Source organism: Haemophilus influenzae, from assembly GCF_900475755.1.
Taxonomy (GTDB): domain Bacteria; phylum Pseudomonadota; class Gammaproteobacteria; order Enterobacterales; family Pasteurellaceae; genus Haemophilus; species Haemophilus influenzae_D.
The window spans coordinates 137,842-154,624 of the sequence record NZ_LS483411.1 but is presented as its reverse complement, the minus strand read 5'-3'; the positions used below and the strand labels follow the sequence as shown (position 1 = coordinate 154,624).

18 protein-coding genes are annotated in these 16,783 nt (G+C 37.6%); 7 read left to right on the top strand and 11 right to left on the bottom strand.

Annotated features, from left to right (window positions below; genetic code table 11):
• Positions 1–6 precede the first annotated feature (6 nt).
• From rpmJ to rplQ, 6 genes are all read left to right on the top strand, one after another.
• Positions 7–120 carry a 50S ribosomal protein L36 gene (gene rpmJ / locus DQN24_RS00740; protein WP_005625868.1) on the top strand — a complete coding sequence of 38 codons (114 nt, stop codon included), beginning with the start codon at positions 7–9 and terminating at the stop codon, positions 118–120.
• Positions 121–259: 139 nt separating this feature from the next.
• Positions 260–616 carry a 30S ribosomal protein S13 gene (rpsM, locus tag DQN24_RS00735; protein ID WP_005648406.1) on the top strand — a complete coding sequence of 119 codons (357 nt, stop codon included), beginning with the start codon at positions 260–262 and terminating at the stop codon, positions 614–616.
• Between the two features lie 15 nt (positions 617–631).
• Entirely contained in the window at positions 632–1,021 is a 390-nt protein-coding gene (gene rpsK / locus DQN24_RS00730; RefSeq protein ID WP_005543603.1) for a 30S ribosomal protein S11, read from the top strand.
• 29 nt (positions 1,022–1,050) lie between these two features.
• Positions 1,051–1,671, top strand: coding sequence for a 30S ribosomal protein S4 (gene rpsD, locus DQN24_RS00725; protein ID WP_005648404.1), 621 nt, complete (start codon positions 1,051–1,053; stop codon positions 1,669–1,671).
• Positions 1,672–1,702: 31 nt separating this feature from the next.
• Positions 1,703–2,689: a DNA-directed RNA polymerase subunit alpha gene (locus DQN24_RS00720; RefSeq protein WP_021034700.1), complete on the top strand. Its 987-nt coding sequence runs from the start codon at positions 1,703–1,705 to the stop codon at positions 2,687–2,689.
• 40 nt (positions 2,690–2,729) lie between these two features.
• Positions 2,730–3,116 carry a 50S ribosomal protein L17 gene (gene rplQ / locus DQN24_RS00715; RefSeq protein ID WP_005648400.1) on the top strand — a complete coding sequence of 129 codons (387 nt, stop codon included), beginning with the start codon at positions 2,730–2,732 and terminating at the stop codon, positions 3,114–3,116.
• Between the two features lie 125 nt (positions 3,117–3,241).
• On the opposite strand, the gene DQN24_RS00710 is transcribed toward rplQ, so the two are convergent.
• Together DQN24_RS00710 and DQN24_RS00705 are read right to left on the bottom strand one after the other, a co-directional pair.
• Complete coding sequence (locus DQN24_RS00710; protein ID WP_021034701.1) at positions 3,242–3,838, bottom strand: Crp/Fnr family transcriptional regulator; 597 nt, start codon at positions 3,836–3,838, stop codon at positions 3,242–3,244.
• 118 nt (positions 3,839–3,956) lie between these two features.
• Positions 3,957–5,039, bottom strand: coding sequence for an anaerobic sulfatase maturase (locus DQN24_RS00705; protein ID WP_021034702.1), 1,083 nt, complete (start codon positions 5,037–5,039; stop codon positions 3,957–3,959).
• 133 nt (positions 5,040–5,172) lie between these two features.
• Between DQN24_RS00705 and DQN24_RS00700 the strand changes: the two genes are divergently transcribed.
• Complete coding sequence (locus tag DQN24_RS00700; protein WP_021034703.1) at positions 5,173–5,982, top strand: sulfite exporter TauE/SafE family protein; 810 nt, start codon at positions 5,173–5,175, stop codon at positions 5,980–5,982.
• A 31-nt stretch (positions 5,983–6,013) separates the two neighbouring features.
• On the opposite strand, the gene ispC is transcribed toward DQN24_RS00700, so the two are convergent.
• The 9 genes from ispC to uspA form a co-directional block, all read right to left on the bottom strand.
• Positions 6,014–7,207 carry a 1-deoxy-D-xylulose-5-phosphate reductoisomerase gene (gene ispC / locus DQN24_RS00695; protein WP_021034704.1) on the bottom strand — a complete coding sequence of 398 codons (1,194 nt, stop codon included), beginning with the start codon at positions 7,205–7,207 and terminating at the stop codon, positions 6,014–6,016.
• Positions 7,208–7,316: 109 nt separating this feature from the next.
• On the bottom strand, positions 7,317–7,874 hold the full coding sequence (gene frr / locus DQN24_RS00690; RefSeq protein ID WP_111695245.1) for a ribosome recycling factor: 558 nt from the start codon (positions 7,872–7,874) through the stop codon (positions 7,317–7,319).
• Between the two features lie 150 nt (positions 7,875–8,024).
• Positions 8,025–9,641 (bottom strand): phosphoenolpyruvate carboxykinase (ATP), encoded by a 1,617-nt coding sequence (gene pckA, locus DQN24_RS00685; RefSeq protein WP_111695244.1) that lies wholly within the window; start codon positions 9,639–9,641, stop codon positions 8,025–8,027.
• Between the two features lie 172 nt (positions 9,642–9,813).
• Complete coding sequence (hslO, locus tag DQN24_RS00680) at positions 9,814–10,695, bottom strand: Hsp33 family molecular chaperone HslO (RefSeq protein WP_021034707.1); 882 nt, start codon at positions 10,693–10,695, stop codon at positions 9,814–9,816.
• A 144-nt stretch (positions 10,696–10,839) separates the two neighbouring features.
• Entirely contained in the window at positions 10,840–12,213 is a 1,374-nt protein-coding gene (gene argH, locus DQN24_RS00675; RefSeq protein ID WP_021034708.1) for an argininosuccinate lyase, read from the bottom strand.
• 125 nt (positions 12,214–12,338) lie between these two features.
• Positions 12,339–13,226, bottom strand: a complete 888-nt coding sequence (gene galU / locus DQN24_RS00670; RefSeq protein WP_021034709.1) for a UTP--glucose-1-phosphate uridylyltransferase GalU — start codon at positions 13,224–13,226, stop codon at positions 12,339–12,341.
• Positions 13,227–13,247: 21 nt separating this feature from the next.
• A complete protein-coding gene (gene csrA, locus DQN24_RS00665) occupies positions 13,248–13,439 on the bottom strand; it encodes a carbon storage regulator CsrA (RefSeq protein WP_005632782.1) in 192 nt (63 codons plus the stop codon).
• A gap of 77 nt (positions 13,440–13,516) precedes the next feature.
• Positions 13,517–16,141, bottom strand: a complete 2,625-nt coding sequence (alaS, locus tag DQN24_RS00660) for an alanine--tRNA ligase (protein WP_111695243.1) — start codon at positions 16,139–16,141, stop codon at positions 13,517–13,519.
• A gap of 186 nt (positions 16,142–16,327) precedes the next feature.
• Positions 16,328–16,753 (bottom strand): universal stress protein UspA, encoded by a 426-nt coding sequence (uspA, locus tag DQN24_RS00655; protein WP_021034711.1) that lies wholly within the window; start codon positions 16,751–16,753, stop codon positions 16,328–16,330.
• Positions 16,754–16,783 lie beyond the last annotated feature (30 nt).

Here is a 16,783-nt window from a genome sequence, read left to right as displayed (position 1 = left end):
TAAGCAATGAAAGTTCGTGCTTCCGTAAAGAAAATGTGTCGTAACTGTAAGATTGTTAAACGTGAGGGTGTTGTACGCGTATTGTGTAGCGACCCTAAACACAAACAACGTCAAGGTTAATTAACATTTTTCTTGCCAAGAACCAGTTGAGTAGTTATACTGCTCAACTCATTTATGTCCTTGATATTCTGTTTGAGTATCCTGAAAACGGGCTTTTCAAGATCAGAATATCAAATTAATTAAAATATAGGAGTGCATAGTGGCCCGTATTGCAGGCATTAACATTCCTGATCATAAACACGCTGTAATCGCTTTAACTGCAATTTACGGTATTGGTAAAACTCGTTCACAAGCTATTTGTGCAGCAGCGGGTATTGCTGAAGATGTTAAGATCAGAGAATTGTCTGAAGAGCAGATTGACAAACTGCGTGACGAAGTTGGTAAATTTACCGTTGAAGGTGACTTACGTCGTGAAGTAACACTAAACATCAAACGTCTTTTAGACTTAGGATGCTATCGTGGTTTACGTCATCGTCGTAGTTTACCAGTACGTGGTCAACGTACTAAAACTAATGCGCGTACCCGTAAGGGTCCACGTAAGCCGATCAAAAAATAGTCGGGGTAAATAAGAATGGCTAAAACACCAGTTCGTGCACGTAAACGTGTAAAAAAACAAGTTGTAGATGGCGTAGCACATATTCACGCATCTTTCAATAATACAATCGTTACTATTACTGACCGTCAAGGTAATGCTCTAGCTTGGGCAACTGCAGGTGGTTCAGGTTTCCGTGGTTCTCGTAAATCAACTCCGTTCGCAGCGCAAGTTGCGGCAGAGCGTTGTGCTGAAATCGTTAAAGAATTTGGCTTAAAGAACTTGGAAGTTATGGTTAAAGGTCCGGGTCCAGGTCGTGAATCTACAATTCGCGCGTTAAACGCAGCGGGTTTCCGTATCACGAATATTACTGATGTGACTCCGATTCCTCATAATGGTTGTCGTCCACCGAAAAAACGTCGCGTTTAAGACGTATATAGGATAGTTGGAGAAAGAAAATGGCAAGATATTTGGGTCCTAAACTCAAGCTCAGCCGTCGTGAAGGCACTGATTTATTCCTTAAATCAGGCGTGCGTGCGATTGATTCAAAATGTAAAATTGATACAGCACCGGGTCAGCACGGTGCTCGTAAACCGCGTTTGTCTGACTATGGTAGTCAGTTACGTGAAAAACAAAAAGTTCGTCGTATCTATGGTATTTTAGAACGTCAATTCCGTAACTACTATAAAGAAGCAAACCGTTTGAAAGGTAACACTGGTGAAAATTTATTAGTGTTATTAGAAGGTAGATTGGATAACGTTGTTTATCGCATGGGATTTGCTGCAACTCGTGCAGAGGCTCGTCAATTAGTGAGTCATAAAGCAATTGTTGTGAATGGTCGTGTTGTTAATATTCCATCTTTCCAAGTTTCTGTAAATGATGTAGTTGCTATTCGTGAAAAATCGAAAAAACAAGCTCGTATTAAAGCATCATTAGAATTAGCAGAGCAAAGAGAAAAACCAACATGGTTAGAAGTTGATTCTGCAAAAATGGAAGGTGTATTCAAACGTGTTCCTGAACGTTCTGATTTATCAGCAGACATTAACGAACATCTGATCGTTGAGCTTTACTCTAAATAATAGTTAAGCTTAAAACCAAAGAGAGGATAAAATGCAGGGTTCTGTTACAGAATTTTTAAAACCACGTTTAGTAGATATTGAACAAATTAGTTCAACACATGCTAAAGTGATCTTAGAACCGTTAGAGCGTGGTTTTGGTCATACTCTAGGTAATGCATTGCGTCGTATCCTTCTGTCTTCAATGCCGGGTTGTGCTGTAACTGAAGTAGAAATTGATGGCGTATTGCATGAATATAGTAGTAAGGAAGGTGTTCAAGAAGATATTCTTGAAGTACTTTTGAACCTTAAAGGTCTAGCGGTTAAGGTACAGAATAAAGATGACGTTATTCTGACATTAAATAAATCTGGAATTGGCCCTGTTGTTGCAGCGGACATTACCCATGATGGTGATGTTGAAATTGTAAATCCAGATCATGTGATTTGTCATTTAACTGATGAAAATGCTTCAATTAGTATGCGTATACGTGTTCAGCGTGGTAGAGGATATGTTCCTGCTTCATCTCGTATACATACGCAAGAAGAGCGTCCAATTGGTCGTTTGCTTGTTGATGCTTGTTATAGTCCGGTTGAACGAATTACGTATAATGTAGAGGCAGCTCGTGTTGAGCAGCGTACAGATTTGGATAAGCTCGTTATTGAGTTAGAAACTAATGGTGCACTTGAGCCAGAAGAAGCAATTCGTCGTGCAGCAACAATCTTGGCGGAGCAACTTGATGCATTCGTTGATTTACGTGATGTTCGTCAGCCTGAAATTAAGGAAGAAAAACCGGAGTTTGATCCGATTTTATTACGTCCTGTAGATGATTTAGAGCTGACAGTTCGTTCTGCTAACTGTTTGAAAGCAGAAACAATTCATTATATCGGTGATTTAGTACAACGTACTGAAGTAGAATTATTAAAAACCCCTAATCTTGGTAAGAAATCTCTTACTGAAATTAAGGATGTTCTTGCTTCTCGTGGCTTGTCACTTGGTATGCGCCTTGAAAATTGGCCACCAGCAAGTATTGCTGAAGACTAGTTTGGTCATAGGTTAAGATTTTTCTGAGAAGGATAAGATCATGCGCCATCGTAAGAGTGGTCGTCAACTAAACCGTAATAGTAGTCATCGCCAAGCGATGTTCCGTAACTTAGCAAGTGCTTTAGTTAGTCATGAAATCATTAAGACTACTTTGCCTAAAGCTAAAGAATTACGCCGTGTAGTTGAACCGTTAATTACATTAGCAAAAGTAGATAGCGTTGCTAACCGTCGTTTAGCATTTGCTCGTACTCGCAACGTTGAAACTGTTGCAAAATTATTTAATGAATTAGGTCCACGTTTTGCTCAACGTGCAGGTGGTTACACTCGCATTTTGAAATGTGGTTTCCGTGCAGGCGATAATGCACCAATGGCATACATTGAGTTAGTTGATCGTCCAGAAGTTGCTGAGGCAACAACTGAGGAATAAAAATTAATTCTAAAAATAAGCTCACTTTATATAGTGAGCTTTTTTATTTTATATATAAAAAAATCTTTATCTGATTTAATCATTACTTAGATATATTATTTACAATCAGTGAACAGTAGCAAATTTTAAGAGCATATTCGTAGATGTCGTGTATTTTTATCTAAAATTCCTTGTTTTTTAAGCTCTCTACTAATACGAATTGCGGTTTCAGTTTCACATCCACAAAATTCCGCTACTTCTCGGTAGGTCCAAGGGTAATCGGGATAACTTTCTGTTAAATTTTCAATGGCATCAATAATACGTTCGTAACTACGCTTATAAGCTGTATTACTTATTCGGTGTTCTGCATCATATAATTCATTAGAAAGTTGTTTCATAAGATAACAAGAAAAATCAGGGTTATTTGCAATAAAATTTGCGTGATTACCAGGAAATATTCTAACGATATCGGCTTCCATTAATACTTTTGCACTGCAATGATAAGATGTTTCACTAAAAATAGTACGAAAACCAAAATATTCATTAGCGTGATAAAGTCGAGTCAATGTTTCTTTGCCATTTTCTAGACTATGATACAGACCAACTAGCCCTTGTTTTAAAAAATAAAATTCTTTAGGCTTCTCGCCTTGTGCATAAATTAAGCTGTTTTTTTCTAGAGTTTTACTTTCAGAAATAATACATTCATTTAAGTTTTGTGGTAAATAATAGGGCAATGTAAACATAAAGGCGTCTTTTAATATATAAATAACTTCAGATTACTATACAAATTTCTATATTTTTCTGCTATAAGCAAATTATAAAAATGTGAAGTGTTTAACAAAATTTTAAGCTAGATAAATATTATTTTATTTTGCCAAATGATTTTGCAAATGACTTTAAATATGGATCCATATGAGAAAGTGCAGAATAATATGCCTCACAAAGTTGATTATGTGCTTTACCAAATCCTTGAATTGTACGATGTTTTGGGCAGCCTCCGTGACAGGCAAAGCGAAACTTGCAGATTTTACACTGTTCGGAAAGAAAAGATTTTGCTGCGCCAAAATTCTTTTGTTTAGTATTATTATCAAGGAGCTGTATTAGAGGGGTTTCAATAAGATTTCCGAGTTTATATTCAGGATAAACATAATGATCGCAACTATAAATATCGCCATTTTGTTCAATAACCAATTGATCGCCGCAGGTTTCACGAAAAATACATAAACTTGGTTGTAAACCAAGGTAAGCCATAAACCATTGTTCAATAAATTGAATACCAATTTTGCCTACATCATTGGCATACCATTCATCAAAAATATCAATTAAAAATTGACCGTAGTCTTTTGCTGTAGCTTGTTGCTTGTAATCGCCCATTAGTGGAATAAATTGCATATAAGATGAACCTATTCTTTTCAAGAAATGGTAGATTTCTTTAGCATATTGGACATTGAGATTATGTACCACAGTTAGTGTATTAAAAGAAACTTGGTAATTATAGAGTAAATCGAGAGCATTTATTACTTGTTGAAATGAGCCTTTTCCATTTTTAGTTAAACGATAGGTATCGTGTAAGTGCTTAGGTCCATCTATAGAAAGCCCTACAAGAAAGTGATGATCGTGAAGAAAACGGCACCAATCGGCATTAAGTAATACTCCATTCGTTTGTAGAGAATTTTCAATTTGTTTGCCATTAGCATATTTATGCTGAAAATTGACCGCTCTTTTGTAGAAATCAAGACCTGCTAGGGTTGGCTCGCCGCCTTGCCATAGGAAAGTAACTTGTTGTTGAGGCGTTGTTTCAATATAGGATTTGATATAGGCTTCTAATACTTCATTAGTCATAGCCCGTTGGTTTAAGTGAGGTTTTTCCAAGTAAAAGCAATATTGACAATCTAAATTACAAATTGAACCAGTAGGTTTTGCCATTAATTGAAATGAATTCATATCTACGTATCCTCCTTATTCTTTTTATCATAACAGAATAATTTTAACTGTATATGATAGCGATCATAAGCTGAGCATATGCTCTTACGTCAAAATGAAGTATGATTAAATGAATTTTTAAATAGGATCTAAGATGGCACTTAGCACAATTTTTATCTTACTGATTTGCGGTATTTGTACCAATGTGGTTTCTGCTATTTTTGGTATTGGCGGTGGGGTGTTGATGGTGCCAATTTTACGTACATTATTTCCTGAATTGCCGATTCAAGTTATTTCAGCTACATCACTTACCATAGTGATGTGTACTGCATTGATTAATTTATTATTTTTCCATAAGCAAAAAATTAAAATTGATTATATCAATATGATTTTATGGTCTATTGCTATGGTAATTGGCGTGCAAATTGGCTTTGAATTAAGTTTTTATTTTTCTACTGTGGTAATTAGTTTAATTTTTACGGTTAGTTTAAGTGTGCTAGCGATTAAAACATTTTTAAACAGATCGAGAACACAAATAGAAGTGTCTAATATGTCTCCTATGGAACGAGCTAAAGGTAGTATTAGTTGCTGTGGAGGAGGCTTAATTGCGGGTATTACAGGTATTGGAGGCGGATCTATCCTTGCTCCGCTTGTTGGCCAATTAAAAGGGGTAAAAACACAACAAATTGCCGTTTATACGAACTACATGATGATTATTGGCGGTATTGGTAATTTATATGGTTATCTCACAAGAGCCTTCCCTTATGATGTCAGCCTAAGTGGTCAATTAGGGTATGTAAATTTTCTTGTAGTTGGTGTCGTTACCTTGGGTTCATTTGGAATGAGTTTCTTCTCAATGAAATTGCGTGGATTAATGAATCCAGCTTTAACAAGAAAATTATTGGCGATTATCTTATTTTGTATTGCAGCCTATATGTGCATTTTGGAATTTGTATTCCATTAAATCGAATAAACTAGACCTAGTTATTCTAGGTCTATTTACTAATTAGCGTTTTCGCAATCTCTCTTGCTTGTGCATCAATTTCGAGTACATCATCAATATTTTGAATGGTATAAGGCGAAATTTTCTCAATTGTTTTCGAATTAATTTTTGCAATATCCATAAAACTAATTTGACGATCTAAAAATGCTTGTACGGCAATTTCATTAGCTGCATTCATTGCTGTTGTTGCATATTGACCCACAGCAAAGGCATCAATAGCCAGTTTTAAATTTGGATAACGATTAAAATCAGGTTCAATAAACGTCAGTTCTTTGACTTTAAAGAAATCGAGTGGTTCTACTCCAGCAAAAGTGCGGTGAGGATATGCCATAGTTTCTGCAATTGGTGTACGCATATCTGGATTTCCCATTTGAGCTATGACCGAGCCATCAACATACCGTACCATAGAATGGATAATAGATTGTGGATGAATAATGACTTCCATTTCTTCCGCATTTGCGTTGAAAAGCCATCGAGCCTCAATGTATTCCAAACCTTTATTCATCATTGTGGCTGAATCGACAGAGATTTTTTTACCCATAGACCAATTAGGGTGTGCAACCGCTTGTTCAGGTGTGATGTTGGTGAATTGTTCAAGTGGCGTGTAACGGAATGGTCCGCCAGAACCAGTGAGTATAATGTTACTTACGCCTAATTTAGAAAGTGGGCAAAAACCGATTTTTTCTTGTGCTTCTGGCGGTAACGATTGAAAGATCGCATTATGTTCACTGTCTACTGGTAAAAGCTTCGCGCCATAGTTTTTTACGGCATCAATAAAAAGCTGTCCGCAGGTTACCAATGATTCTTTATTTGCTAGTAATACCCGTTTCCCCGCTTTAACTGCTGAAAGAGTCGGTAACAATCCTGCTGCACCAACAATCGATGCCATTATCTGATCGGCATCAGGGTGTGCTGCGAGTTCACAAATAGCTCGTTGTCCTGCTAATACTTCTGTTGGAATATGATGTGCAATTAATTTTTCACGTAAAATTTTAGCTGCATTTACATTATCAAGAGCCGCAAAGTGCGGTCGGAATTTTATGCATTGTTCAAACATTGCTTCTACATTTTTTCCGCCTACGAGTGCAAATGCATGATATTTCTGAGGGTTATTTTCGATAACAGAAAGGGTACTTTTACCGATTGATCCCGTTGAACCAAGAATGACAATGTTTTGTTTTTGCATAGAATCTTCACCGCACTTTTGTTGATTATATTTTCATTGGTACGTCTAAATTCGCATACCTAATAAAATAAAGGCAGACAAAACTGTCTGCCTTTCGCATTTTTGATGATTAGAAATCCATTAATTCTTTTTCTTTATCCGCTAATACTTCATCTACCTTTTTAATGTAAATATCGGTGATTTTTTGGATTTGTTCTTCTGCTTTATGTTGTTCATTTTCGCTGATTTCTTTGTCTTTTAATAATGCTTTGATTTTATCATTCGCATCACGACGCACATTACGAACCGCAACTTTACCTTGTTCACCTTCGCCTTTCACAATTTTGATTAAATCACGACGGCGTTCTTCTGTTAATGGAGGAAGCGGAACGCGGATTGTTGTGCCAGCTGAAGATGGATTTAAACCTAAATCTGAGGTTAAAATTGCTTTTTCTACTGCAGAGATTAAAGAACGATCAAAAACAGTTACAGCTAATGTACGCGCATCTTCCGCAACGACATTTGCCAATTGGCGAAGTGGGGTCGAAGCACCATAATATTCAACTTGAATTGCATCAAGTAAACTTGGTTGTGCGCGACCGGTACGGATTTTTGAAATATGGCCTTTTAATGCTTCAAGGCTTTTTTCCATACGATCTTGAGCATCTTTTTTGATTTGGTTAAGCATTGCATTGTCCTTTTAATTGACGAAAGTTAAAACACAGTGATTTTACTGGATTTTTGTCAATTTTTGAATACATTTATCAGCTTGAAAACAGATAAAAAATGACCGCACTTCAGTTACCCAAAGTGCGGTTAATATTTTTAGTATTTTTAATTAAGCTTTAGGACCTGCTGCAATTAACGCTTTACCTTCTTCGTTAGTTGCATATTTAACAAAGTTTTTCACAAAACGACCAGCTAAGTCTTCAGCTTTTGATTGCCATTGTGCTTTATCTGCGTAGGTATCGCGAGGATCTAAGATAGCAGAATCTACACCTGGTAATGCTTTAGGAATTGCTAAGTTGAAGATTGGCAATTCGCCCATTTCAGCTTTTTCAATTGAGCCATCTAAGATTGCATCAATGATTCCGCGAGTATCTTTGATTGAGATACGTTTACCTGTACCATTCCAACCAGTATTCACTAAGTAAGCTTCAGCACCTGCTGCTTGCATACGTTTTACTAATACTTCAGCATATTGAGTTGGATGAAGGGTTAAGAACGCAGCACCAAAACATGCTGAGAAAGTTGGCGTTGGTTCAGTAATACCACGTTCAGTACCTGCTAATTTTGCAGTGAAACCTGATAAGAAGTAGTATTTAGTTTGTTCTGGTGTCAATTTAGATACTGGTGGTAATACGCCAAATGCATCTGCAGTTAAGAAAATAACTTTAGTTGCGTGACCTGCACGAGAAACTGGTTTTACAATATTATCGATGTGATAAATTGGGTAAGACACGCGAGTATTTTCTGTTTTTGAACCATCATCGAAATCAACAGAACCATCAGCACGAACAACCACGTTTTCTAATAATGCATCGCGGCGGATAGCACGGTAAATATCTGGTTCATTTTCTTCTGAAAGATGAATGGTTTTCGCATAACAACCACCTTCAAAGTTAAAGATACCAACATCATCCCAACCGTGTTCATCATCTCCGATTAATTCACGTTTTGGATCCGTTGAAAGGGTTGTTTTACCTGTACCAGATAAACCGAAGAAGATTGCTGCATCGCCATCTTTACCAACGTTAGCTGAGCAGTGCATTGCACCAACACCTTTAAGTGGTAGGAAGTAGTTCATCATTGAGAACATACCTTTTTTCATTTCGCCGCCGTACCAAGTTCCACCGATTAATTGGATACGCTCAGTTAAGTTGAATGCAACAAAGTTTTCTGAATTTAAACCCTGTTCTTTCCAGTTTGGATTAGTGACTTTAGAACCGTTCATTACAACGAAATCTGGTTCAAAATTTTTGAGTTGTTCTTCAGTTGGGCGAATAAACATATTTTTTACAAAATGTGCTTGCCACGCTACTTCAGTGACAATACGCACTGCAATACGGTCGTGTTCGCTCGCACCACAGAAGCCATCAACCACAAATAAGCGTTTACGAGAAAGTTGGTTAGTTACCAAGTCTTTTAAGCTTTGCCAAGTAGCCTGGTTCATTGGCTTGTTGTCGTTTTTTGCTACTTCAGATGTCCACCAAACAGTATCTTTGGTTTTTTCATCTAACACGATATATTTATCTTTTGGAGAACGACCTGTGAAGATACCTGTATCTACTGCCACTGCACCAGTCGTAGTTAAAGTACCTTTTTCAAAGCCTTCTAAACCTGGTTTAGTTTCTTCTTCAAACAATTGCTCGTAGCTTGGATTGTAAACAACTTCTTTCACGTCATAAATGCCAAGAGCTTCAAGTTCTTTTACCACTTTATTTAAGTCTGTCATAAGTCACCTCTAATATGTAAGATTAAAATTTAACTGTGGTTTATTCTAATGGATATCAATATAAAAAAATGTTAAGTAGATCTCATTTTTGAACATTTCTTTAAAAATTTTACCTCTTTTTAGTGATGTTGTAATATAGATCAAAAATCCCAACATTGTGTCGGGATTGTTTTTAAAGTCTTGTTGATTTTAATTTTTCAATCGCTTCTTTATTAAAGAAGTAGTGTGTGCCACAACACTCACATTGCATATCAATACTGCCTTTATGCTCGGCTAATATTTCATCAATTTCTTCATCAGAGATTAAAAGTAATGCTGAACCAGAACGCTCAGCAGAGCAGCCACAGAAAAATTGTACATCTTGTGCTGGATAAAGATTAACGGTTTCTTCGTGATATAAACGATAGAGTAACTCTTCTGCAGGGAGACCAAATAATTCTTCATCTTTTACTGTTGCTGCGAGCGTAGTTAAATGCTCAAAATCTTCTGATGTACCAGAACCATCAGGCATAATCTGTAATAACATCCCTGCTGCCACTGGCTTGCCGTCATATTCTCCAGTACGAATAATTAATTGAGTTTGAAGCTGTTCTGAGCGTACAAAATAATCTTCTAAGCATTCCGTGATCGTGGGTTTATCCAAGCTAATTACACCTTGATAGCGTTCGCCTTCTTTTGGTGCAATAGTAATGACCAATACGCCTTTACCAATCATATTATGTAGGTTCATATTTTCAGTGATGTCCCCATCCACTCGAGCAAGGGCGCGGATTTGTTGTTGATCATTGCCATTTACTAATGCTAAGCGTAATGGGCCATCGCCTTGAATTTGTACGGTAATATTGCCGTCAAATTTTAGTGTGGCAGTAAGCAAATTAGTCGCTACCATCATTTCTCCCAATAAATCCTGTACTGCTTTAGGATACTGATGGGTATTTAATGTATCAGTAAATGTTTTATTTAAGCGAACCCATTCCCCACGAACTGAACGATGTTGGAAAAGATAACGGTAAAGTTTGTCATTATCTTGAGTATAGTCTTGTTGATTGGTCATTGAATATTCCTAATTGAGATAAAAAGTGCGGTGGTTTTTTCCGCACTTTTTGTCTTGATTGTTTTATTTAAGCGTTTTTGCTTATAAATAGGTGGCACTTAGAGGCTTGTAAAATCCAATGTGATCTCTAAGTTATAATATTAATTAAGCAAATCTTATTTTGGCTTCTGCAATAGCTTCGGCAACACGTAATGGCGATACGCCACCTTTTGCACAACGTTTGTCTAAGCAAGATTGGAGAGAAAGAATCTCGTAAACATCATCTCCCACTACTTCACTAAATTGGCGGAATTCAGGGATAGTCAGATCTTCTAATCCTTTGCCTTTCTCGATTGCATAAACTACCGTTTCGCCCACGATATGATGGGAATCTCGGAAAGGTACGCCCTTAGAGACTAAATAATCCGCTAATTCAGTTGCGTTTGAATAGCCTTTTAACGCAGCTTCACGAGTACGTTCAACATTTACTTTCAATTCATCTAATACGAACGTTGCCATATCCACACAGTTTTGCCAAGTATCTAAGGCATCAAAAATACCCTCTTTGTCTTCTTGCATATCTTTATTATACGCAAGTGGCAAGCCTTTTAAGGTAATTAACATGCCTGTTAATGAGCCAATCACTCTACCTGCTTTGCCCCGAATTAACTCACATGCATCAGGATTTTTCTTTTGTGGCATTAATGATGAGCCAGAAGTCACGCGGTCGGATAGTTCTACGAAATTTGCCTCTCCGCTGTTAAAGATAATCATATCTTCAGCAAAGCGGGAAAGATGCGCCATACTAAGAGAAGCGATAGAAAGTAATTCTACGACATGATCGCGGTCAGAGACGCTATCTAAGCTATTTCTAGTCGCGAAAGCGAAACCAAGATCGTGGGCGAGTGAATCACGATCTACAGCATAAGCCGTACCAGCCAAGGCACCACTACCAAGTGGGCAGGTATTCATTCGATTATAAGCATCTGTTAAACGTGAATAGTCGCGGTCGAACATTTCCACATACGCCATACACCAATGCGCAAAAGTTATTGGCTGAGCCCGTTGTAAATGGGTATAGCCTGGCATTACTGATTGCTGTGTGTTTTCTGCGGTTTGAACTAAGTGGCGTTGCAAATTGCGAACTGATTCTTGTAATTCAAGTACACGTTGTTTGCACCATAGTTTTATATCGACTGCCACTTGATCGTTACGGCTACGACCAGTATGTAATTTTTTACCAAGATTGCCTACTTTATCAATTAGCTTACTTTCAACCCAACTATGAATATCTTCAGCGTCATCTTGTAAAATTGCTTGCGGATTTGACCGCACTTCAACAAGTAGTTCATTTAGTGCTTGTTCAAGTTGATGCTGTTCTTCGATAGTTAATACATTGACTTTCGCCAAGGCTTTGGACCAACCAATCGAGCCTTGAATATCCTGCTCTGCCAAACGGTAATCAAACCGTAATGAATCATTAAAATCTTTAAAACGTTTATCTGCGGCTTGTGTAAAACGCCCACCCCAAAGTGCCATAATTCTTCCTTTTTATTTTAATTTTAATTATTCTACCGCTATGTATAGTAGCAATATGCTATTGAATAATAAAACAAAATGGACAAAACCTCTCATTTTGTCCATTTTATCTATATTGGTGCTATTTATAGGGTTTTCGCCAAATTTTTGATAAAGGATTTAAATTCTTTACCTAATTTTTCGTGACGAATACCATATTCTACGAAAGCTTCCATATAGCCAATTTTATCGCCGCAATCAAAAGTTTTCCCTGTCATATGAAATGCTTCAACGGTTTCTTTTTCAATTAGCATATCAATAGCATCGGTTAATTGTATTTCATCGCCAACACCAATTGGTGTTTTTTCCAACAAGTCCCAAATTGCTGCTGAAAAAACATAACGCCCAACCACTGCAAGATTTGATGGTGCGTCTTCAATAGAAGGTTTTTCAACAATACTATTAATTTTTGCACTTTCGCCGCCATTAAGCTCAATGTCACCACAATCTGCAACACCATAGCTACTCACATTTTCTTGCGGAACTGGGGTTACCATAATTTGGCTTGCGCCAGTTTCATTAAAGCGTTGAATCATTGCAGCAAGATTTTCTTTTTTCTGATCTGCACTAAATTCAGCTAATAATACATCTGGTAACATAACGGCAAAAGGTTCATTTCCTACTAAAGGACGACCACATAACACGGCGTGACCTAGACCTTTCGCATTACCTTGACGAACGTGCATAATGGTTACATTTTTTGGACAGATAGAACGAACTTCTTCTAGAAGCTGACGCTTCACTCGTTTTTCGAGCATCGTTTCTAACTCAAAAGATGTATCAAAATGGTTTTCGATAGCATTTTTTGATGAATGTGTTACCAGCACAATTTCTTTTATGCCAGCAGCTACACATTCATTTACCACGTATTGAATTAACGGTTTATCCACCAAAGTGAGCATTTCCTTCGGAATCGCCTTCGTGGCGGGCAACATACGTGTGCCAAGACCGGCGACAGGAATAATTGCTTTCATATAATCATATCCATTGTTTAACTAAGAGGAACCTAAATAGGGTTCATCTTTCGTTTGTTTAATTCGTTGGTAAATTTCTTCTCGGTGAACGGATACTTCTTTAGGCGCTTCAACACCGAGTTTAACTTGGTTTCCACGTACACTCAAAACCGTGATAGAAATATCATCTCCAATAAGTACACTTTCGCCAACTTTTCGAGTTAAGATTAACATCTTTTATCTCCTTAGTTTGCATTTATTAGATATCCTATCAATCAAGGAACGGTTGGCATCCCACCAACCAGCTTGTACTACAGATTTTTGTTTAACCAGTCTTGTGCCACTTTAATTGCTTGTGTCACATTTTCTGGTTGGGAACCTCCTGCCATTGCCATATCTGGACGACCACCGCCTTTTCCTCCAACTTGTTGAGCCATTAAATTAACAAGTTCTCCAGCTTTTATTTTGGCGGTTAAATCATTTGTCACTCCAACGACGAGATTAACTTTTTCATCTAATATTGATGCAAATGCAATTACGCCTGATCCGAGTTGATTTTTTAAATCATCGACCATTACGCGTAATGATTTTGTTTCTATACCATCTAATTGTTGTGTAATAACAGAAACACCGTTGATTTTGACCGCACTTTTTACAAAATCAGAACCAGCCTGCATTGCGGCTTTTTCTTTTAGACCTTGTAATTCTTTTTCCACTTTCTTCGTTTTGTCTTGAAGTTGTTGGATTTTTTCCACTAAGGTATTTACGTCTGATTTTAATAAGTCTGCACTTTGGGTCAGAATGCGTTGTTGATTATGTAACCAGTCAATGGCATTTTGACCCGTTATCGCTTCAATACGACGAATGCCTGCAGCCACTGCGTTTTCAGTAATAATTTTAAATAAACCAATATCGCCTGTGCGTTTTGCGTGAATACCGCCACACAGCTCAATTGAGAAATCGCCCATCGTTAATACACGAACTTTATCGCCATATTTTTCGCCAAAGAGAGCCATTGCTCCTTTCGCTTTTGCGGAATCAATATTCATAATATCCGTTTGAACAGGGAAGTTAGCACGGATTTTTTGGTTTACTAATGTTTCAATTTGAGTTAATTGTTCTTTTGTAATGGCTTCTGGTTGTGCAAAGTCAAAACGCAAGGCTTTATCTGAAACAAGCGAACCTTTTTGCACAACGTGTAAACCTAGAATTTGACGTAAGGCAGCATGCAATAAGTGTGTCGCTGAGTGATTGAGTGATGTGTTGTGGCGACGTTTAGCATCCACAATCGCATTCACTGATTGTCCAACTTTCAAACTTCCTTGCGTTAATTCCCCAATGTGTCCAAATACTTGCCCATATTTTTGGGTATCTTTCACATTAAAGGTTACACCTTGTGCGCTTAAATATCCGCTATCGCCAATCTGACCACCTGATTCTGCATAAAATGGCGTATTTTCTAAAATAACGACTGCACTTTGACCTGCTTCGATACTTTCTACTGATTTTCCATCATAGAAAAGTGCGGTGATTTTTGCTTGAGATTCGACTTCAGTATAGCCTTCAAACTTAGTTTCGCCATCTACACGAATAATGCTGTTGTAGTCCACGCCAAACTGGCTCGCTGCTTGCGCGCGAGTGCGTTGCGCTTCCATTTCACGATCAAACGCTTGTTCATCAATAGTGATATTGCGTTCACGACATACATCAGCTGTTAAATCCAATGGGAAACCATAAGTATCATAAAGTTTGAATGCAACTTCACCTGAAAGAATGCCATCTTTCACTTGAGAAAGGGCTTCATCTAATAAACTCAACCCACGTTCCAGTGTGCGAGCAAACTGTTCTTCTTCTAAACGTAATAGTTTTTCAACATTTGCTTGTTTGGCTTTTACATCTTTCCCAGCTTCAGCCATTACTTCAATTAGAGTTGGCACAAGTTTATAGAAAAAGGCTTCTTTGGCACCTAATAAGTGACCGTGACGAACTGCACGACGAATAATACGACGTAATACATAACCACGCCCTTCATTTGATGGGATAACCCCATCGGCGATTAAATATGCACAAGAACGAATATGGTCAGCAATAACACGTAGTGATTTGTTGGTTAAATCTGTTGCACCTACAACTTCAGCCGTTTTTGCGATTAATGTTTTGAAAATATCAATCTCGTAGTTTGAGTTCACATGTTGCAATACAGCAGAAATACGCTCTAAACCCATACCTGTATCAACAGACGGACGAGGTAATTTTTCCATTGTGCCATCGGCTAAACGATTGAACTGCATAAACACAACGTTCCAGATTTCAATATAACGGTCGCCATCTTCTTCTGGTGAGCCTGGAGGTCCGCCCCAAATATGATCGCCGTGATCGTAGAAAATTTCAGTACAAGGACCGCAAGGACCTGTGTCACCCATTGCCCAGAAGTTGTCTGATGCGTATGGTGCGCCTTTATTGTCACCAATACGAATAATGCGTTCAGCAGGAACACCGACTTCTTTATTCCAGATATTGTAGGCTTCGTCGTCGGTTTCATACACGGTTACCCATAGTTTTTCTTTAGGTAAACCAAGCCATTGTGGCGAAGTTAAATATTCCCAAGCAAAATTAATGGCGTCGTGTTTAAAGTAATCACCAAAACTGAAGTTACCGAGCATTTCAAAGAAAGTATGATGACGCGCGGTATAACCAACATTTTCTAAGTCGTTATGTTTACCACCAGCACGCACGCAACGTTGCGCTGTGGTCGCTCTAGAATAAGGGCGTTTATCCATTCCAAGGAATACATCCTTAAATTGGTTCATCCCAGCATTCGTAAAAAGCAAAGTCGGATCATTTTCCGGCACAAGTGAACTACTTTCTACAACTTGATGGCCTTTGCTATGGAAAAAATCAAGGAACGATTGTCTTATTTCTGCTGTTGTTTTCATTAAAAAGAATCCTTGTTACCCATAATAAAATAAAAAATAAATCGCCTTATTTTTGCATATTTTTGAAATTTATAAAAAGGCTTTTTGCCAAAACCCCAAAATAAAACCGCACTTCACGACGCTATTTGAGAAGTGCGGTTAAAATTTAAGTTATTTCAGATTATTCAAAAAACAATTTCTTGTTAATTATTCATCTCTAAGCGGAACAACCAACATATCAATTTTTATTGTATTCATCACTTGACGTGTTGAAGACATTAACTTACTCCAAAAATCCTGATGATGTCCCGTCACTAATAAATCCACATCATATTGTTCGATGGCATCACTTAAAACTTGTCCTAAATCGCCGCTGCCACTCAATTTTTCTGAAATTGGATAATCCTCACTTTCAGCTAAATCTAATAAGGCTTTTTGTGTTTCTGTGGAAATCCTGTCTTGCATTGAAGACATATTTACATCAATCAATCCAGTATAAAGATCCGAGAAGTTCACATCAACGTGGATGATAGAAAGTTTTGCGTCGTGGCGTTTGGCAATTCCAACTGCTTTTTTAAGTAAAACTGGACTTTCTTCAGAAAGATCTACTGCCACTAAAATGTGTTTGTACATAATCGACTCCTTAACTGATTGGTTCGGTTT

Excerpts from the sequence above, each read along its gene's own strand:
- rplQ (WP_005648400.1), top strand. The coding sequence starts at position 2,730 with ATGCGCCATCGTAAGAGTGGTCGTCAACTAAACCGTAATAGTAGTCAT.
- DQN24_RS00705 (WP_021034702.1), bottom strand. The coding sequence starts at position 5,039 with ATGAATTCATTTCAATTAATGGCAAAACCTACTGGTTCAATTTGTAAT.
- uspA (WP_021034711.1), bottom strand. The coding sequence starts at position 16,753 with ATGTACAAACACATTTTAGTGGCAGTAGATCTTTCTGAAGAAAGTCCA.
- ispC (WP_021034704.1), bottom strand. The coding sequence starts at position 7,207 with ATGCAAAAACAAAACATTGTCATTCTTGGTTCAACGGGATCAATCGGT.
- hslO (WP_021034707.1), bottom strand. The coding sequence starts at position 10,695 with ATGACCAATCAACAAGACTATACTCAAGATAATGACAAACTTTACCGT.
- rpmJ (WP_005625868.1), top strand. The coding sequence starts at position 7 with ATGAAAGTTCGTGCTTCCGTAAAGAAAATGTGTCGTAACTGTAAGATT.
- DQN24_RS00720 (WP_021034700.1), top strand. The coding sequence starts at position 1,703 with ATGCAGGGTTCTGTTACAGAATTTTTAAAACCACGTTTAGTAGATATT.
- frr (WP_111695245.1), bottom strand. The coding sequence starts at position 7,874 with ATGCTTAACCAAATCAAAAAAGATGCTCAAGATCGTATGGAAAAAAGC.
- rpsD (WP_005648404.1), top strand. The coding sequence starts at position 1,051 with ATGGCAAGATATTTGGGTCCTAAACTCAAGCTCAGCCGTCGTGAAGGC.
- DQN24_RS00700 (WP_021034703.1), top strand. The coding sequence starts at position 5,173 with ATGGCACTTAGCACAATTTTTATCTTACTGATTTGCGGTATTTGTACC.
- alaS (WP_111695243.1), bottom strand. The coding sequence starts at position 16,141 with ATGAAAACAACAGCAGAAATAAGACAATCGTTCCTTGATTTTTTCCAT.
- csrA (WP_005632782.1), bottom strand. The coding sequence starts at position 13,439 with ATGTTAATCTTAACTCGAAAAGTTGGCGAAAGTGTACTTATTGGAGAT.
- pckA (WP_111695244.1), bottom strand. The coding sequence starts at position 9,641 with ATGACAGACTTAAATAAAGTGGTAAAAGAACTTGAAGCTCTTGGCATT.
- DQN24_RS00710 (WP_021034701.1), bottom strand. The coding sequence starts at position 3,838 with ATGTTTACATTGCCCTATTATTTACCACAAAACTTAAATGAATGTATT.
- argH (WP_021034708.1), bottom strand. The coding sequence starts at position 12,213 with ATGGCACTTTGGGGTGGGCGTTTTACACAAGCCGCAGATAAACGTTTT.
- rpsK (WP_005543603.1), top strand. The coding sequence starts at position 632 with ATGGCTAAAACACCAGTTCGTGCACGTAAACGTGTAAAAAAACAAGTT.
- galU (WP_021034709.1), bottom strand. The coding sequence starts at position 13,226 with ATGAAAGCAATTATTCCTGTCGCCGGTCTTGGCACACGTATGTTGCCC.